Origin of the sequence: Streptomyces sp. NPDC001890, from assembly GCF_042891445.1 — a bacterium.
Taxonomy (GTDB): domain Bacteria; phylum Actinomycetota; class Actinomycetes; order Streptomycetales; family Streptomycetaceae; genus Streptomyces.
In genome coordinates, this window is record NZ_JBIATE010000020.1 from 56,075 (window position 1) to 73,113 (window position 17,039).

At 73.0% G+C, this 17,039-nt stretch carries 18 protein-coding genes and 1 pseudogene; 14 read left to right on the forward strand and 5 right to left on the reverse strand.

Annotated elements, in window-relative coordinates; translation table 11 throughout:
- The first annotated feature begins 33 nt into the window (after positions 1 to 33).
- The 9 genes and pseudogenes from ACFYY1_RS33145 to ACFYY1_RS33185 all read left to right on the forward strand — a co-directional run bounded on the left by ACFYY1_RS33145 (position 34) and on the right by ACFYY1_RS33185 (position 7,564).
- Positions 34 to 459, forward strand: coding sequence for a phage tail protein (locus tag ACFYY1_RS33145; RefSeq protein ID WP_072486909.1), 426 nt, complete (start codon positions 34 to 36; stop codon positions 457 to 459).
- A 73-nt stretch (positions 460 to 532) separates the two neighbouring features.
- Complete coding sequence (locus ACFYY1_RS33150) at positions 533 to 1,255, forward strand: LysM peptidoglycan-binding domain-containing protein (RefSeq protein ID WP_388592135.1); 723 nt, start codon at positions 533 to 535, stop codon at positions 1,253 to 1,255.
- The gene (locus ACFYY1_RS33155) at positions 1,252 to 3,018 is read left to right on the forward strand and encodes a VgrG-related protein (RefSeq protein WP_388592137.1); all 1,767 of its coding nucleotides are present in this window, start codon (positions 1,252 to 1,254) and stop codon (positions 3,016 to 3,018) included. The genes ACFYY1_RS33150 and ACFYY1_RS33155 overlap by 4 nt, the downstream gene beginning before the upstream one ends.
- Before the next feature lie 60 nt (positions 3,019 to 3,078).
- Positions 3,079 to 3,396 (forward strand): PAAR domain-containing protein, encoded by a 318-nt coding sequence (locus tag ACFYY1_RS33160; RefSeq protein ID WP_351257963.1) that lies wholly within the window; start codon positions 3,079 to 3,081, stop codon positions 3,394 to 3,396.
- A complete protein-coding gene (locus tag ACFYY1_RS33165) occupies positions 3,393 to 3,818 on the forward strand; it encodes a GPW/gp25 family protein (RefSeq protein WP_351257960.1) in 426 nt (141 codons plus the stop codon). Before ACFYY1_RS33160 ends, ACFYY1_RS33165 begins: the two co-directional genes overlap by 4 nt.
- Positions 3,818 to 5,779 (forward strand): putative baseplate assembly protein, encoded by a 1,962-nt coding sequence (locus ACFYY1_RS33170; RefSeq protein ID WP_388592139.1) that lies wholly within the window; start codon positions 3,818 to 3,820, stop codon positions 5,777 to 5,779. Before ACFYY1_RS33165 ends, ACFYY1_RS33170 begins: the two co-directional genes overlap by 1 nt.
- Positions 5,776 to 6,339 (forward strand): phage tail protein I, encoded by a 564-nt coding sequence (locus tag ACFYY1_RS33175; RefSeq protein ID WP_388592141.1) that lies wholly within the window; start codon positions 5,776 to 5,778, stop codon positions 6,337 to 6,339. Before ACFYY1_RS33170 ends, ACFYY1_RS33175 begins: the two co-directional genes overlap by 4 nt.
- 4 nt (positions 6,340 to 6,343) lie before the next feature.
- Positions 6,344 to 6,406 (forward strand): annotated as a pseudogene (locus ACFYY1_RS33180) (zinc ribbon domain-containing protein); the annotation flags it as partial.
- 186 nt (positions 6,407 to 6,592) lie between these two features.
- Positions 6,593 to 7,564, forward strand: coding sequence for an NADase-type glycan-binding domain-containing protein (locus ACFYY1_RS33185; RefSeq protein WP_388592265.1), 972 nt, complete (start codon positions 6,593 to 6,595; stop codon positions 7,562 to 7,564).
- Positions 7,565 to 7,591: 27 nt separating this feature from the next.
- Here ACFYY1_RS33185 and ACFYY1_RS33190 read toward each other — a convergent pair whose 3' ends face one another.
- A complete protein-coding gene (locus ACFYY1_RS33190; RefSeq protein WP_388592142.1) occupies positions 7,592 to 7,933 on the reverse strand; it encodes a DUF6204 family protein in 342 nt (113 codons plus the stop codon).
- A 260-nt stretch (positions 7,934 to 8,193) separates the two neighbouring features.
- Between ACFYY1_RS33190 and ACFYY1_RS33195 the strand changes: the two genes are divergently transcribed.
- The gene (locus ACFYY1_RS33195; RefSeq protein WP_388592144.1) at positions 8,194 to 10,164 is read left to right on the forward strand and encodes a DUF5107 domain-containing protein; all 1,971 of its coding nucleotides are present in this window, start codon (positions 8,194 to 8,196) and stop codon (positions 10,162 to 10,164) included.
- A gap of 26 nt (positions 10,165 to 10,190) precedes the next feature.
- Here the strand turns inward: ACFYY1_RS33195 and ACFYY1_RS33200 are convergent, their stop codons facing one another.
- Both ACFYY1_RS33200 and ACFYY1_RS33205 read right to left on the reverse strand, forming a co-directional pair.
- Positions 10,191 to 10,550, reverse strand: coding sequence for a VOC family protein (locus ACFYY1_RS33200; RefSeq protein ID WP_388592145.1), 360 nt, complete (start codon positions 10,548 to 10,550; stop codon positions 10,191 to 10,193).
- Between the two features lie 65 nt (positions 10,551 to 10,615).
- Positions 10,616 to 11,425 (reverse strand): class I SAM-dependent methyltransferase, encoded by an 810-nt coding sequence (locus ACFYY1_RS33205; protein WP_388592146.1) that lies wholly within the window; start codon positions 11,423 to 11,425, stop codon positions 10,616 to 10,618.
- Positions 11,426 to 11,605: 180 nt separating this feature from the next.
- Between ACFYY1_RS33205 and ACFYY1_RS33210 the strand changes: the two genes are divergently transcribed.
- The 4 genes from ACFYY1_RS33210 to ACFYY1_RS33225 all read left to right on the forward strand — a co-directional run bounded on the left by ACFYY1_RS33210 (position 11,606) and on the right by ACFYY1_RS33225 (position 15,637).
- Positions 11,606 to 12,199 carry a TIGR03086 family metal-binding protein gene (locus tag ACFYY1_RS33210; RefSeq protein WP_388592148.1) on the forward strand — a complete coding sequence of 198 codons (594 nt, stop codon included), beginning with the start codon at positions 11,606 to 11,608 and terminating at the stop codon, positions 12,197 to 12,199.
- A 106-nt stretch (positions 12,200 to 12,305) separates the two neighbouring features.
- Positions 12,306 to 13,157, forward strand: coding sequence for an SMP-30/gluconolactonase/LRE family protein (locus ACFYY1_RS33215; RefSeq protein ID WP_388592149.1), 852 nt, complete (start codon positions 12,306 to 12,308; stop codon positions 13,155 to 13,157).
- Positions 13,158 to 13,278: 121 nt separating this feature from the next.
- On the forward strand, positions 13,279 to 14,529 hold the full coding sequence (locus ACFYY1_RS33220; protein WP_388592150.1) for an aminotransferase class I/II-fold pyridoxal phosphate-dependent enzyme: 1,251 nt from the start codon (positions 13,279 to 13,281) through the stop codon (positions 14,527 to 14,529).
- Positions 14,530 to 14,554: 25 nt separating this feature from the next.
- Positions 14,555 to 15,637, forward strand: coding sequence for an MBL fold metallo-hydrolase (locus ACFYY1_RS33225; protein WP_388592152.1), 1,083 nt, complete (start codon positions 14,555 to 14,557; stop codon positions 15,635 to 15,637).
- Here ACFYY1_RS33225 and ACFYY1_RS33230 read toward each other — a convergent pair.
- Both ACFYY1_RS33230 and ACFYY1_RS33235 read right to left on the reverse strand, forming a co-directional pair.
- On the reverse strand, positions 15,627 to 16,247 hold the full coding sequence (locus tag ACFYY1_RS33230) for a DedA family protein (RefSeq protein WP_388592154.1): 621 nt from the start codon (positions 16,245 to 16,247) through the stop codon (positions 15,627 to 15,629). The genes ACFYY1_RS33225 and ACFYY1_RS33230 overlap by 11 nt on opposite strands.
- Entirely contained in the window at positions 16,244 to 17,026 is a 783-nt protein-coding gene (locus tag ACFYY1_RS33235) for an MBL fold metallo-hydrolase (RefSeq protein ID WP_388592155.1), read from the reverse strand. Before ACFYY1_RS33235 ends, ACFYY1_RS33230 begins: the two co-directional genes overlap by 4 nt.
- Positions 17,027 to 17,039: the final 13 nt, after the last annotated feature.

Genomic DNA, 17,039 nt, shown 5'->3' on the forward strand with positions numbered 1-17,039 from the left:
GCACGTGGCAACGGCAGAGAAGAAGAGAAGCACATGACGGACAACATCTTCGCGACGAGTGTGTTCTTCAAGCTCGTCATCGGAGGCAGCGATCTGGGGGCCTTCCACACCTGCTCGGGTCTGGGCGCCGAGGTGGAGATGGAGCAGTACGCCGAGGGCGGCAACAACGGTTTCACCTGGCAGCTGCCGGGGCGGATCACCTGGACCAACATCACACTGACCCGTCCCGTCACCGCCGACACGCTCAAGATCGCGCGATGGCTGAACGAGACGATCCAGCGGGTCGAGCCCAAGGACGGCGAGATCGTCGCGCTCCGCCCGGACCTCAGCCGCATCATCAGCTGGCAGGTGCACGGCATCGTGCCGGTCCGCTGGCAGGGGCCGTCCTTCGACCCCGCCAACTCCCAGGCGGCGATCGAGACCCTGGAGATCGCGCACGAGGGCTTGGAACCGTCCTGATGAACCGTCATGTCCCTCAACGCGCATCGCAGTGGCCACAGGTAGCAGAGAAGATCCGGGAAGGAGGAGCGCAATGTCACCCGCTGTCCGTACGAGCCGTGCCCGCGCCCAGCTGACCATCATGGAACCGCCGACGACCGTCGGCGCCAAACCGGGCGGAAACCTCGCCCGGCTCACGTTGCAGTTCAATCCCGCGAAGCTGTCGCTGAGCAAGAGCACCGAGTGGCGGCGTACGCCGTCCCGGATGGCCGGGCAGTCCGCGCTGCCCGAATTCGTGGGCAGCGGGCCCCGGTCGTTGTCCCTGGAGGTCTTCCTGGACGCCACCGCCACCCATGACAACTCGGTGGAGAAGGCGGTGGAACAGCTCATGACGGCCTGTGTACCCACCCCGAGCAGCCTGGCCCGCAAGACGCCCGCCAGCCCCTGGGTCCGCTTCGACTGGGGCACGTCGAAGACGACCTCGTTCGACGGCGTGATGTCCAGCCTCTCGGTCTCGTACACCCTGTTCGACGTCGACGGAAAGCCGCTGCGCGCCACCTGCTCGCTCTCGATCGAGGAGGCGAGCGTCGATCCGGCCGGGCAGAACCCCACCTCCGGCTCGCGCGAGGCACGCCGTACCCACCGGGTGGTCGCCGGTGACAGCCTGCCGCTGCTCGCGTGGCGGGAGTACGGCGACGCCACCGCGTGGCGCACCATCGCCGAGGCCAACGACGTCGACGACCCGATGCAGTTGATACCCGGCAGGGAGCTGGTCGTGCCCGGACTCGAAGACTCCGCTCCGGAGGGTGGCCGATGACCGCCGCCGGCCGCTCCTTCGCCGCCGATCCGATCGTCGAGGCCCCCGGTGAGCTGCCCGCGGCCTGGGCGGCCCAGCTGGTGAGCTGTGTGGTGGACGAGAACGTCGGCCTGCCGGACACCGCCGTGCTGATGTACCGGGACCCCGACCACAAACTGCTCACCGCCACCGGGATCACCATCGGTACCCCGCTGAAGATCTCCGTGGTCACCGTGCAGGAGCGGGTGCGCGAGCGGCTGTTCACCGGTGAGGTCACCGCCGTCGAGCTGGACAGCGACACCACCGGTTCGTTCACGGTGGTCAGGGCCTTCTCCAAGGCCCACCGGCTCCAGCGCGGCCGGAAGGTGGTGGCCTTCCGCAACATGAAGACCGCCGACATCGTCCGCAAGGTCGCCTCGGGTGCCGGGCTGGCCTGCGGAAGGATCGAGGCCGCCCCCATCACGTACAAGCAGCTGACCCAGCCCAACGTCTCGGACTGGGAGTTCCTCCAGTACCTCGCGGGCGAGAGCGGTGCGCACGTACGGGTGGACGACAAGGGCCTGCTGCAGTTCGTGAAGCCGAAGCCCGCCTCCTCCGCGCCCTCGCCCGCCACCTCCGCCACCCGCCACCCGATGGTCCTGGAGTACGGGCGCAACCTGCTGGCCCTGCGGGCCGTGCTGACCGGTGCGGACGGGGCGGACAGCGTGGAGGTGCGCGGCTGGAACGTCGACACCAAGACCCGGCTGGTGGCCCGCGAACAGTCCATCCGCAGCGACACCGTGTCCCCCGGGATGAGTCCGTCGCTGGTCGCCGGGGCGTTCGGCGCGAACGCGCGGATGACGGTCGCCGACACCCCGTACCGGACCCAGGCCGAGGCCAGGGCCGTGGCCGGATCGGTGGCCGCGTCGGTGAGCTCCGGATTCGGTGAGATCGAGGCGGTCGCCGAGGGCAACCCGCAACTGCGGGCGGGACTGCCGGTGACCCTCGGCAACGTCGGGCCCGCGTTCGCCGGGCGCTACACGGCGACCGCCGTGCACCACGTGCTCGAACCGAACGGCGGCTACCGCACCACCGTGCTGGTGAGCGCGGCGCCCGACCGTTCGCTGGCGGGACTGACCAGCGGCTCCGACGCGCCCTCGCGCGGCCCGCGCATGCCGGGGCTCGCGATCGGCGTGGTCACCGACATCCGCGAGGGCAAGACCGAACGGGGCTGGGTCCGGCTGAAGTTCCCCTGGCTCGACGACACCTATGTGACCGACTGGGTCCGCACGGTGCAGTGGGGCGGCCAGGGCGGCGGCGGGGTGTTCAGCCCCGAGGTCAACGACGAGGTGCTCGTCGGGTTCGAGCAGGGGCTGCTGGACAGCCCCTATGTGCTGGGCGGCCTCTACAACGGGGTCGACAAGCCCTCGCCGCACGACGTGCCGCTGGTCGACCCGACCAGTGGAAAGGTCAACCGCCGTTCGCTGGTGTCCCGTTCGGGCAACCGGCTGGAGCTGCTGGACGCCCCGCGCGGACCGTCCGGCGTCCGGCTGGCCACCGGCGACAAGCGGCTCGAAGTCACCCTGGACGAGCGGCGGAGCGAGATCGCGGTGACGGTGTACGCCCGCGGCGGCACCCGCGCGCTGAGCTCCGTGACCCTGTCCTCCTCGGGCATCACCCTCGACGCCGGTACGGGCGACGTGAACATCAAGGGCCGCTCGGTGAACGTCAACGGCAAGACGGGCGTCACGATCGACGGCGGACTGCTCGGCGTGCTCAAGGCCAAGCTCATCAGGATCAACTGACGTTCCATCAACCCATCGGCACCCCCAGAAGTCCCCTTCCCAGCAAGGAGAACACCGACCATGCCCCCCGCAGCCCGCACGGGCGACAGCACCGCCCACGGCGGCGTCATCGGTACCCCGCCCCCGGGTGCGGTGGCCGTCGCCACCGTGCTGATCGGCGGCCGGCCCGCGGCCGTCACCGGGAGCCTGCACGTGTGCGTGGTCCCGCCGCACGCCGCGCTCGGACCGGGGAACGTGATCATGCCCAACCCGGCCGCCGCGGTCACCGGTCAGGTCCTGATCGGCGGTCTGCCCGCCGCCCGGATGCGGGACAACACCAGCTGCGGCGCGCCGATCATCAGCGGTGCGCCGAACGTGCTGATCGGGGGCCCGGTGTGAGCGGCAGCGGATTCATCGGACGCGGCTGGGGCTTCCCGCTGCGGGTCGGCGCCACGGGCGGCATCGGCATGGTCGAGCGGGACCGGGAGATCGAGGAGGCGATCGGGCTGGTCCTCGGCACGGCGCCGGGCGAGCGACCGATGCGCCCGGAGTTCGGCTGCGGCATCCACGACTACGTCTTCGCACCCGGTGACGGCGCCACCGCCGGGCGCATCGCCCAGGAGGTCCGCACCTCGCTGGAGCGGTGGGAGCCGCGCATCGAGGTGACCGACGTGGTGATCGCGTTCGACGCCATCGAGGAGGGCACCTTGTACATCGACGTGCACTACACCGTGCGGGCCACCAACGACCTGCGCAACCTCGTCTTCCCCTTCTACACGATTCCGTCCTCCGAGGGCTCCGAAGAATCGGGAGTGCGCTGATGGCCCTGCCCGCACCCAACCTGGACGACCGGCGTTTCCAGCAGCTCGTGGACGAGGCCAAGCGGTACGTGCAGCAGCGCTCGCCCGAGTGGACCGACCACAACGTTTCGGACCCAGGGGTCACGCTCATCGAGACGTTCGCGTACATGGTCGACCAGCTGTTGTACCGGCTGAACCGGGTCCCGGACAAGAACTACTCGGCCTTCCTCGACCTGTTGGGCGTCACGCTCTTCCCGCCGACGGTGGCGCGGGCGGAGGTCGACTTCTGGCTCTCCGCGCCGCAGCCGGAGACCGTGCGGCTCCCGGCGGGCACGGAGGTCGCCACCGCACGCGGCGAGGCCGAGGAAGCGGTGGTGTTCTCGACCTCCGAGGAGCTGCCGATCGTGCCGAGCTCGCTGATCCGGCTGGTCACCGCGCCGGTGTCGGGCGACCAGACCGACCGCACCGCACCGCTCGGCGCGGGCAAGGACATCCCGTGCTTCCAGTCCCGGCCGGAGCCCGGCGACGCCCTGCTGTTCGGGCTGCCCACCGCCGTGCCCCGGTGCATCGTCGCCGTGCGGCTGGACAGCCGGGTGGAGGGCGTCGGCGTCGACCCGAGGCAGCCGCCGCTGGTCTGGGAGGCGTGGGACGGCGCCCGCTGGGTCGTCTGCCGGACCGGCACCGACAGCACCGGCGGGCTCAACAGGCCCGGTGAGGTCATCGTGTTCGTCCCCGCCGGACACACCGCCTCGGTGACCGCCGGGGTCCGGGCCGGATGGCTGCGCTGCCGGGTCACCGCGCCGGAGCCGGGCCAGCCGTTCTACTCCGAGTCGCCGACGATCCGGGAGGCCGAGGTGTTCACCGTCGGCGGCACCACGGGCGTCGAACACGCGGAGACCGTTCTCGACGTACCGCTCGGCACCTCCGAGGGCGTCGCCGGGCAGCGGTTCACCGTGAGCCGGGCGCCGTTGCTGATGGACGGGGAGCCGCCGGTCGTCCAGGTCTCCTCCGCGGAGGGCTGGCAGGTCTGGACCGCCGTGGAGCATTTCGGCGCCTCCGCCCCGCACGACCGGCACGTGCGGATCGACGCCGTCTCCGGCGAGTTCGCGTTCCCCCCGGAGGTACGCGATCCGGACGGCACGATGCGCTCCTACGGTGCGGTGCCCGAGAAGGGCGCCCAACTCCGGGTCCCCCGCTACCGGACGGGCGGCGGGGCGGCCGGCAACGTCGCCCGCGGCGCCATCTGCGTACTGCGCAGCTCGGTGCCGTACGTGGCGGGCGTGGACAACCGCGAGGCGGCCCGGGGCGGGGTCGACGGCGAGTCCGTGGAGAACGCGAAGGTCCGGGCGCCCCACATCCTCCGGGTGCAGGAGCGGGCGGTCACGGCCGGGGACTACGAGGCCATCGCCCGCGAAGCCGGACCCTCCCTGCGCAGGGTCCGGTGCGTGCCCGCCGTCGCGGGGGAGGGCGGCGCGGTACGGGTCCTGGTGGTGCCCGACGCGGTCATCGACGAGGGCGGCCAGCTGCGGTTCGAGCAGTTGATCCCGTCGGACTCCGTGCTCTCGGCCGTTACGGCGCGACTCGACGAACGGCGCCTGGTGGGCACCCGGCTGGTGGTGGAACCGCCCGCGTACCAGGGTGTCACGGTGGTCGCCAGACTGGTGGCGAACGGCGGCGACGTGGACCGGGTCCGCGCGGACGCGATCGCGGCGCTGTTCGGCCACATCGACCCGCTGCGGGGCGGGGCGGACGGGACCGGGTGGCCTTTCGGCAGGCCGGTGCAGTACGGCGAGATCTTCGCCGTGCTCCAGGGCGTGCCGGGGGTGGGCCTGGTGGACGAGGTGCGGCTGTTCCCCGCGGACCCGATCACCGGGCGGCGCGGGGCGGCGGTCGACCGGATCGATGTCGCCCCGGGCGCCCTGGTCTTCTCGCACCAGCACCAGGTCGAGGTCACGGCGAGCACGGCCGGTGACGGCTCATGAGCAGGGCCGCGGTACCCGGTCTCGCCAGCCGCTATCCCATCGGTGGACTGCTGCCCGCGCTGTACGCGGACGACGACCTGGCCCAGCGCTTCACGGCGGGCCTGGACACCGTCCTGGCGCCGGTCCTGTCCACCCTGGACAACCTCCCCGCCTACTTCGACCCGGCGCTGGCCCCGGCCGACTTCCTGCCCTGGCTGTCGTCCTGGGTGGCGGCCGAGGTCGATCCGGCGTGGCCCGAGGAGCTGCGGCGGGCCGTCATCGCCCGCGCCGTCGAGCTGCACCGGTGGCGCGGCACCCGCCGCGGCCTGGTCGAACAACTCCGGCTCTGCTTCGGTGTACACGCCGACATCCGGGACGGCGGCGGCGCCACGTGGTCGTCCGCACCGGGCGCCGAACTGCCCCCGGCCCCGACCGGGGAACTGCTGGTACGGGTCTGGGCGCCGCACGGCGGACCGGTGGACGCGAACCGCGTCCGGGACGTCGTCGCCGCCTCGTGCCCCGTACACCTCACCTGCCGGGTGGAGATTCTGCCGGGCCCACCGGACGAGACAGGAGACTGACGCGATGCGCTCGTGTCCGGCGTGCGGTACCGCCAACCGCGAGGACGACGAATTCTGCGGGAACTGCGGCTCCTACCTGGGGTTTTCCTCCCCGACACCGCGAACCGCTCCCGCAGCGGCGGAACCCGCCGCCCCCGCACGGGAGCCCGCCGCCCCTGCGGCGGAACCCGCGGCCCCCGCGGCGGATCCTGCCGGCCCGTCAGCACCGGCCCGCCCGCCCGCCGATCCCGCGGCCGCCACTCCGCCCGCGACCGTGATTCCGCCCGAGCCGGAACCCGAGCCGGAGCGGGAGCCCGAACCCGAGCCTGCGGCCGGTCCAGCCCCGGAGACCGCACCGCCCGCCCGCGCGCCGGAGCCGCCCGCGCGGCCGGTCCGGCCCGCCGCCGTACGGCCGGAACAACCCGCGCAGCCGGCCCCCGTACGGCCGGCACCGGCGGCCGAGGAGGAGCCCGTGGTCGCGGTGCGGCCGGCCGAGCCGATCGCCCGGCGGCCCGTCGTGCGGCCCGTGACGGCGGACGAGGAGCCGGAGGGGCCGCCGTGCCCGGCGTGCGGCACCCCGAACCTGCCGGGACGCCGGTTCTGCCGCCGTTGCGCCGCACCGTTGCAGACCCGGGAGCAGCCGGCGCCGCTGCCGTGGTGGCGCACGGTGTGGCCGTTCCGCCGCCGGGTGCGGAGCGGATCGGGCCGGGCGTTCAGGCGGACCGTGCTGGCGCTGGTGGTCGTCGGGCTGCTGTTCGCGGGCTTCCTGCTCGTACCGGCCGGGCGTTACGTCTTCGAGGACGTGCGGGACAAGCTCGGCGGAACGGCGGAGATCAGCCCGGTCAGGGCCACGGCGAGCGCCCAGGCCCCCGGCCACCCGGCATCCGCCGCCATCGACGGGCTGACCAACAGGTATTGGGGAGCGCCCACGCTCGACTCCTCGTTGACGTGCGTCTTCGACAAGCCGTTCCGGCTGGTCGGCGTCGTGGTGTACACCGGGGTGTCGACGAAGGCCGAGGAATTCCGGCAGGGGGCCAGGCCCACCAAGGCCGACCTGATCGTCACCACGGAGGGCGGCGAGGTCCGGAAGAAGGCGGTGACACTCACCGACAAACCGGGCAAGCAGACGGTACGGACCGGCATCAGCGACGTCGTCTCCGTCCGGCTGGTGCTGAGGGCCGCGGCCGGCCGGGGCGAGGGACGGCCGATCGCGGTCGGGGAGGTCGAGTTCTTCAAACGCACCTGACCGGCCGGGCGTCGGGTGGGACAGCCCTCAGCCGCGCCGCCCCTTGTAGTTGATCTTCATGGTGTCCATGTCCGTCACCGTGGACCGCAGTGCGCCATGGCCGTACCCGTGCTCGTCCAGATAGGTCTCGGCACGGTCCTCGGCGATCGCGCCCGCCAGCTCCTCGCCGTCCTCGGCGTCGGAGACGACCACGTACCGGAAGCTGAAGTGCTTGAGCACACGGTCGTACGCGAGCGAGCCCTCCTCGGTGAACTGCATCGCGGTCAGGCCGTGTGCGTCCACCTCGGACAGCAGCCGGGCACGCGCCTCGTCGGTCAGCCCGTCCCAGGTGCCGCGCACGATCACTCGGTAGGTGTGCTGCGTGCTCATCGTGTTCCGCTCCGCGTTCCGTCCGGGCATGCCGCACCGGCCCATGCCACCGATCCCCGTCGAGGGCCAAGGTTACGGAGCTGCGGACAGAACGCACCCGAATTAACCGGCGGGGCGGGCGGGGCAGGACGCGCGCCCCGCCCGAGCGCCTTTGCCGAAGTCTGACAGCGAAGCCCCTGGCCGGAGCGTTGCCGAACGTGTTCCATGGTCATCGGGGGCGCCCGGACCTGTGGCGGCCCGCGTGAGGGAGCGAGGTTGCCTTGGCCACGACCGTACGACGTGCCGTACTGACCCTGCCCGCCGGGCCGCTGGGTCCGGAGAATCCGTTGCCCGCGTTGCGGCCGCTCGACGAGATGCATGTGGTCGACGAACGCGACCGGGCCGCACTGCCACGTGACATGGCGCGCCAGATCGGCTTCCAGCCACTGTCCACCGTGCTGCCGGTGCGCATCCTCGACGGCTACGGGCGTGAGCGCACCCCCACCGCACTCGACGCGATCGTCATCGAGAACGACCGGCTGCGGGCCACCGTCCTGCCCGGTCTCGGCGGCCGTGTCCACTCCCTCCTCCACAAGCCGACCGGCCGGGAACTCCTCTACCGCAACCCCGTGCTCCAGCCCGCCGACTTCGCGCTCAACGGCGCCTGGTTCTCCGGCGGCATCGAATGGAACATCGGGGCCACGGGCCACACCACGCTGTCGTGCGCCCCGCTCCACGCGGCCCGGGTCCCCGCGCCCGACGGCGGCGAGATGGTCCGCCTCTGGGAGTGGGAGCGGCTGCGCGACCTGCCGTTCCAGGTGGATCTGTGGCTGCCGCACGATTCCGACTTCCTGCACGTCGGCGTACGGATCCGCAATCCGCACGAGCACGTCGCGCCCGTGTACTGGTGGTCCAACATCGCCGTGCCCGAAGGCGAACGCACCCGCGTGCTCGCCCCCGCCGACGAGGCCTGGCACTTCGGGTACGAACGGTCCCTGACCCGGGTCCCGGTCCCGGTGTCCGGCTCGGTCGACCGTACGTACCCGCTGCGCGGCGACTTCCCCGCCGACTACTTCTACGAGGTGCCCGACGGCGCCCGCCGCTGGATAGCCTCGCTCGACGAGGACGGCCACGGGCTCGTCCAGACGTCGACCGATCTGCTGCGCGGCCGCAAGCTGTTCCTCTGGGGAAGCGGTACGGGCGGGCGGCGCTGGCAGGAGTGGCTCACCGAGCCCGGCACCGTCGGATACGCCGAGATCCAGGCCGGGCTCGCCCGTACCCAGCTGGAGCACGTACCGCTCGAACCGGGCGCCGAGTTCAGCTGGCTGGAGTCGTACGGCCCGCTGTCCGCGGACCCGCTCGCCGTGCACGGCGAGGACTGGGCTGCGGCCCGTTCCGAGACCGAACAGCGGCTCGCCGAGGTGCTGCCGCGCGCCGATGTCGATGCCGCCTACGCCGCCTGGTACCCCTGCGCGGACACCGAACCCGGCGAGTCGCTCGCCATCGGATCGGGCTGGGGCGCGCTGGAGGTCAGGCGCGGCAAGTACGAGCTTCCCGGTACCCCGTTCGCCGACTCCACCCTCGGCGAACAGCAGCGGCCCTGGCTGGAGTTGCTGGACCAGGGCGCGTTTCCCGAGCCGCGCCGGGTGGTCCCGCCCGGCCCCTCCCTGGTCTCCCCGCACTGGCGCGACATGCTGGAGACGGCCCCTGCCGAACCGCTCACCGAGTACCACCTGGGCGTCGCCCAGTGGCATGCCGGCGACCGTGCCCAGGCGGTCCGCAGCTGGGAGCGCGGGCTGGTGCTCGCCGCGTCCCGCTGGCCGTTGCTGCGGTGCCTCGCCGTCGCCGCCGGGGAGGGCCGGCAGCGGGACCGGGCCGCGGACCTCTACGGCGAGGCGTTCGACGACCTGTGCGCGGAACGTCGCGACGACGGCGAGGAATGGACGGCGGCCGCGGCGTCGCTGGGCCGGGAGGCGGTGGAGGCGCTGCTGACGGCCGGGCGCGCCGTGGCGGCCCGGTCCGTCTGGGCGGCCCTGCCTCCGGCGATCCGGCGGCGCGGCCGGTTCCGGCTGCTGGAGGCGCAGCTGCTGCTCGCCGAGGGCGACCGGGTCGCGGCCCGAGCCGTCTTCGACGAGGGCTTCGAGGTCGAGGACCTGCGCGAGGGGGCGCGGATCCTGGACGAGCTATGGACCCGGCTCACGGACGAGCCACTGCCCGCCAGGTACAACTTCCGCATGCGCCCCGCTAGCTGACGGTGCATCATCGATGCCGTCCGGCCTCACCGGCCGGACGGCAGGCTCCGGTCGACGTACTCGAAGACCGAGCCGTCCGGGTGCACCGCGATCAGATTGCGGCCCACCGGCGTCGGTACCGGACCCGCGAGGATCCGGGCACCGACGCGGGTGAGGGAGGCATGCGCGTCGTCGACGTCCTTGACCGCGATCGTCGCCGTCACCTTGCGCAGGATCTCCAGCTCCGACTCCGGGCCGCTCATCAGGAGAAAGCAGCTGATCGCGGCGACCGAGACCCCGCCGCGCTCGAAACGGAGCGCCGAGCTGCCCGTGAGGTCCTCGTAGAAGGCCACCGCGGCCTCCAGGTCGTCGACGCAGATACGCAGCGTGGTTCCCAGAATGTCCATGCGCGCCAGGGTAGTTGGCGGCACGTCGACGTGTGATCGATTCGTCCGGGGGAGGGGCGGGGTGCTCAGACCCGGCAGAGCACCTCGCCGTGCGGGACCAGGAACCAGGCGTCGTCCCGCGTGCCCCACTCGCGCCACGCCTCGGCGATCTCCGCCAGCTCCTCGGTGCTCGCGCGGCCGCCCTCGACGGCGATCTTCGCGTACACCGAACCGACCGTGCGGTCCGCCCACAGGCCGCTCCACCAGGCCCTGCTCTCCGGGGTGGCGAAACACCAGTTTGCGGCGGTGGGTGTGATGTCGGTGAAGCCGGCCCGGCGGGCCCAGGAGAGCAGCCGGCGGCCCGCGTCCGGTTCGCCGCCGTTGGCGCGGGCGACCCGGCGGTACAGGTCCAGCCAGTCGTCCAGGCCTGGAACCTCCGGGTACCAGGCCATCGCCGCGTAGTCGCTGTCGCGGGCCGCGACGATGCCGCCGGGGCGGCAGACGCGCCGCATCTCGCGCAGCGCCTGCACCGGGTCGCCCACGTGCTGGAGCACCTGGTGGGCGTGGACGACGTCGAAGGAGTCATCGGGGAAGTCCAGCTCGTGCACATCGGCGACGGCGAACTCGACGTTGTCCAGCCCGCGTTCGGCCGCGACCTCGGCCGCCTGGGACAGGATCTCCTCGGTGGTGTCGACGGCGGTCACCCGGCCGGGAGCCACCAGCGCGGCCAGATCCGCGGTGATGGTGCCCGGTCCGCAGCCCACGTCCAGCACCGCCAGACCGGGGCGGAGCTCGTCGATCAGATAGGCCGCGGAGTTGGCGGCGGTGCGCCAGCGGTGCGAGCGCAGCACCGACTCGTGGTGGCCGTGGGTGTAGACGGCGGTCTCCTTCGGCATGGCCGTGGATCCTTTCTCGGAACGCGGCCGGAAGTGTTCCCGGGCGTGCCGGGAACACGCGCCGCGAAGCGGTGATCGGTACGGCCACCGTACGCCGGAGTTCCGGGATTTGAGATCCCCATCTCGACATATGGTCAGCGCCCGCTCGCGCCCCGGCTCCGGCCCGGGGAGAGTGGACGCATGGCATCTGCTTCCGTCGCTTCCGTCAGCGAAATCCTCGAACGCCACGGAGAGGCCCTGCGGCTCTTCACCGACCGGGTGCACGCGGTGCGCGAGGACCAGTGGTCCGCACCGACGCCGTGCACCGAGTGGACCGTCCGGGACCTGGTCGCCCATCTCACCTCCGAGCAGCTCTGGGTGCCGGCGCTCGTCACCGAGCGCCGCACCGTCGCCGAGGTCGGCGACGCCTTCGACGGCGATGTGCTGGGCGACGACCCCGTGGCCGCGTGGGACCGGGCGGCGGCCGGGGCGCGCCGGGCGATCGAGGCGCCGGGCGCGCTGGAGGGGACCGTGAACCTGTCGTACGGGGACAGCGCCGCCGACGCCTACTGCGCGCAGATGGTGGCCGACGCCGTGGTGCACACCTGGGACCTGTCCCGGGCGATCGGCGCCGACGAGCGGCTGCCCGCCCGGCTGGTCGACTTCGCCGCCCGCGAGGTCGGACCGTACGCGAAGGACCTCTCGCAGAGCGGCCTGTTCGCCGCCCCCGTCGAGACCGCTCCGGACGCCGACCCGCAGGCCCGGCTCCTCGCACTCCTCGGCCGGCGGGCCTGAGGCCCGGCCGATGCGGGAGGGCGCTCATCGCCCCGGGACTGCCGGAAGGCCGAAGAACAGGATTAGTGTGTCCGGCATTCCGGTCTTCCGGTCATGAGAGGCAGAAGTGAACACACCGCACCTGGACGTGGCCGTGCGCGAGCAGGCCGAGCTCGGCGAGGGACCGACCTGGGACCCGTCCACCGGACGGCTGATCTGGGTCGACATCGTCTCCGCTCGCGTCCACACCTACGACCCGGTGAGCGGCCGCCGTACGGTGCTGGCGACCGAACAGCACGTCGGCGCCGCCAAACCGCGCGCCGGCGGCGGACTCGTGGTCAATCTGCGGGACGGCGTCGGCCTGTACGACGCCGACGGAGCCTTCCGCTGGCTGGTCCACGACCCGGTGCCGGGCCGGCGCGGCAACGACGCGGCGGTCGCACCGGACGGGGCGCTGTGGGTGGGCACCATGCGCTACGACGGGGCCCCGGACGGCGGCAGCCTTTCCCGGGTCGCGGCCGACGGCGCGACGAGCGCGGTGCTGCCCGTCGTGGCGTGCGGCAACGGCATCGGCTGGAGCCCGGACAGGCGGCTGATGTACTTCATCGACACACCGACGCGCCGTGTCGACGTCTTCGACTTCGACGGGGAACACGCCGTGAACCGGCGCCCGTTCGTCACCGTCGAGGAGGGCGCGGGATTCCCCGACGGGCTGACGGTCGACGCCGAAGGGGCCGTCTGGGTCGCGCTGTGGGACGGCGCGGCGGTGCGCCGGTACACGGCCGACGGCGCACTGGACCGGATCGTCGCGGTGCCGGTCAGGCGCCCGACCGCCTGCGCCTTCGGCGGCCGGGATCTGAACGACCTGTACATCTCCACCGCCCGCACCGGGCTCACCGCTCCGCACCCGCTGTCCGGTTCGCTGCTGGTGCTCCCGGGCGCGGGGCGCGGAATGCCCCAGGCGGCCTTCGCCGGCTGACCCCGCCTCAGCGGCGCCCCACCGGTCCGTCGGCGGGCGCGGTCGGCCGAATCCTCGTATAAAGGGCCCTGAGTGCGAGACGGCGCGACAGGGTGACGGGGCGGCGGCGAAGGAGGCCCGGATGGCGCGGCAGCGGACCGGACGGGCCGGGGACGGCCCGCGCTCCGTACGTGAGGACCGGGGCCCCGTCCGGTACGGGCCGCCCGCCCCCGATCCGGGTCTGCCGGTGCTGCCCGAGCTGGCCGAGGTGCTTGCCGCGGCGGCGGGCCGGAGCGAGCCCGAACCGACCGGTGGCGGCCGGGCCCTGCGCACGGCCGCGGCCGCCTACTGGGAGCGGCGCGGGCTGCCCGGCAGCCCGGAGCGTGTCGCCGCGGCCCCGGGTGCCTCGCCGCTGCTGCTCGCGCTGATCGCCGCGCACGGCGGCGACGTACTCATGCCGCGGCCCTGCCCCGCCACCTGGATCCCGCAGGCCCGGCTGCTCGGCAGGCCCGCCTACCATGTGCCGACCCCGGCCGAGTGCGGTGGTGTGCCCGATCCGTACGCGCTCCTGGAGACCGTGCGCAGGGTGCGTGCCGAGGGCGGCCGGCCCCGGCTGCTGATGATCTCCGTCGTCGACGACCCGACCGCCACCGTCGCCCCGCCGGAGCTGGTGCGCGAGGCGTGCGAGGCGGCGATCGCCGAGGGGCTGCACGTCGTGAGCGACGAGACCTGGCGCGACACCCTGCACCGGCCGCGCGACACGGTCCTGCTCAGCCCGGCCGAGATGTGCCCGGACGACGTCACGGTCGTCTGCGACCTGGCCGGAGCACTGGCCCCGTCCGCCTGGCCGGTCGCGGTCGCCCGGTTCCCGGACACCGAACGGGCGGCGGTGCGCCACGCCCGTACGCTCGACATCCTCACCGCGCTCGGCGCGCTCGTCGCGGGGCCGGTCGCCATGGCCGCCGCCCACGCGCTGCGCGAACCGGACTCCGTGACGGATCGGGTCCGCCGGGCAGCCGCGCTCCAGGCCCGGATCGCCGGCGCCGCCCACCGCGCGGTCCTGGCATCGGGCGCGCTGGCCAGGCCCCCGCAGGCGGGCCGGCACCTCTACGCCGATCTCGGCCCGCTCAGATCCCGGCTGGCCGCCCGCGGTGTCACGGACTCGCTGGAACTGGAGGAGTACCTGACGGAACGTCTCGGTGCTCCGACACCGGGCGGACACCGGTTCGGCGACGAACTGGGGGCGCTGCGGGTGCGGCTGGGCACCGGGGTGCTGCTCGGGTCGGCTCCGGAACAGCAACTGGAGTCCCTCACCGCTGTGGCGCCCCTTGAATTGCCGCATGTGGCCGAGGCCCTGAGCATTTTCGCAACGGCCCTCGACGAACTCCGATGAGGAACTGCGAGACGGGAGTCTCTCGATGACGGAACAGACCGAGCGCTCCCGCACCGGGACCGCACAGCCGCAGCCGCAGCCGCAGCCGCAGGCGCGCCGGGAAGCCCGTGGCCGGATCGTCGGACCGCGTCCGCTCGGCGAGATCCGGGAATGGCCCAGCAGCTTCGCGGACCGGCTCACCGCGCCCCTCCCTGGTGTCATGGGCATGTCCCGACTGGCCCGCGAGCACTCCCTGCGGCCCAACGCGGAAGGACTGCGCGGCATCCACCGGCTCCCGTACGCCCCCGAACCCCTGCCGGCCACCCCCGCGGGCAGCACGTCCGTCACCTGGGCCGGGCACGCCAGCTGGATCATCCGCACCGGCGGACTGACCGTCCTCACCGACCCCGTCTGGTCCCGGCGGATCCTGGGGACCCCGGCCAGGATCACCCCGGTCGGCGTCCGCTGGGAGGACCTGCCGCCCGTGGACGCCGTCGTCATCAGCCACAACCACTACGACCACCTCGACGCCCCCACGCTGCGCAGGCTGCCCAGGGACACTCCGCTCCTGGTCCCCGCCGGACTCGGCCGCTGGTGCCGCCGTCGCGGCTTCACCTGCGTCACCGAACTCGACTGGTGGGAATCGGCCAAGCTGGACGGGGTCCGTTTCGACTTCGTGCCGGCCCACCACTGGTCCAGACGGACCCTCACCGACACCTGCCGCTCCCTGTGGGGCGGCTGGATCATCACCACCCCCGGCCCCGGCGCCCGGCGGATCCACTTCGCCGGGGACACCGGCTACGGGCACTGGTTCGGCGAGATCGGCAGCCGGTACCCCGGCATCGACCTGACCCTCCTGCCGATCGGGGCGTACGAACCGCGCTGGTGGCTCGGCGACGTGCACACCGATCCGGAGGAGGCCGTGCAGGCGTACGAGGACCTCGGCGCGCGGGCGATGGCGCCGATGCACTGGGCCACCTTCCTGCTCTCCGCCGAACCCGTGCTCGAACCGCTGACCCGACTGCGTACCGCCTGGCAACGCGCCGGACACCCCCGCGACCTGCTCTGGGACCTGCCGATCGGCGCCTCGCGCGTACTGGAGCCCGCGCCCCGCACGATCAGTGGCTGAACCGGGTCCGCACCCTCCGCAGCACCGCGGGCGCCCCACTGATCAGCAGCGTCAGACCCACCGCCGCGACCACCCCCTGCCACGGCTCGGGGAAGAGCGAACCGCCCAGGATCCCGATCACCTGATACGTCGCCGCCCACGCCAGACACGCCGGCACATCGCCACGGGCGAACCGCCGCAGCGGCATCCGGCCCAGCAGACAGGCCAGCATCACCGGAATCCGCCCGGCGGGCACCAGCCTGGACAGCACCAGCACCACCGCCCCGTGCTCGTCCAGCTTCCGCTGCGCCTGCGCCAGCCGGTCCGGAGCGGCCCGGTCCCGGATCGTCCGCAGCCACTTCGAACCGTTCTTCGACCGCACCCCCCGTTGGCCGAGCCAGTACAGACAGATGTCACCGAGGAACGCCGCCGCCGAGGCCACCGCGAAGACGATCAGCAGCGAGAACGGCGACGACTGATGCAGCGCCACCACCGCGGCCGAACTCACCAGCGCACCCGTCGGCACCACCGGCACCAGCGCCCCCAGAGCCACCAGCAAAAACAGGGACGGATAACCGATCGCCTGCTGCGTCGACTCCGGGGGCAGCTCTCTCACGACCTCCTGGATCACCTGGCGCCCTCCGGCCGCACATGTTCGCCGTGGGACAGCCGGTGCACGGCCACCTCCGGCGCCAGCAGTGCCGCCTTGCGGACGAACTCGTCACCCGGCGAGTGGAACTCGTGCGGCCTGACCCCGTCCAGGCCGATCGGCCAGTACGTGCCGTAGTGCACCGGCACCGCCGACCGCGGTGCCAGCCGGGTCAGCGCCTGCGCCGCCCGCCCCGCGTCCAGATGGCCGTGACCCAGATACGGGCCCCAGCCGCCGACCGGCAGCAGCGCCACGTCCACCGGCCCGACGGCCTCGGCCATGTCGTCGAAGAGCCCCGTGTCCCCGGCGAAGTACGTCCGCGCCTCGCCCTCGACCACGAAGCCGAGCGCGGGGGAGCGATGCGGGCCCATCGGCAGCCGCCTGCCGTCGTGCAGCGCCGGAACCGCCCGCACCCGCACCTCACCGACCCGGACCTCGTCACCCGCGGCGACCTCGGTGATCCGCAGCCCGCGCTTCGAGCCCAGGCCCCGCAGCCCCGGCACCGAGCGCACCCCGCCCACCGGCACGATCAGCCTGCTGCCGGGGGCGAGCCTGGCCAGGGACGGCAGATGCAGATGGTCGGAGTGCAGATGCGAGACGAGCACGACGTCCGCGACCGCGGCCTCGGGGCCGGGCAGCTCACCGCGACGGCGGCGCAGATGCGCCAGACGCCGCACGAAGAGCGGATCGGTCAGCACCCTGACCCCGGAGTCCTCGATGGTGCAGGTGGCATGACCCCACCAGGTGACTTCCACCGGCACGCGACGCCTCCTC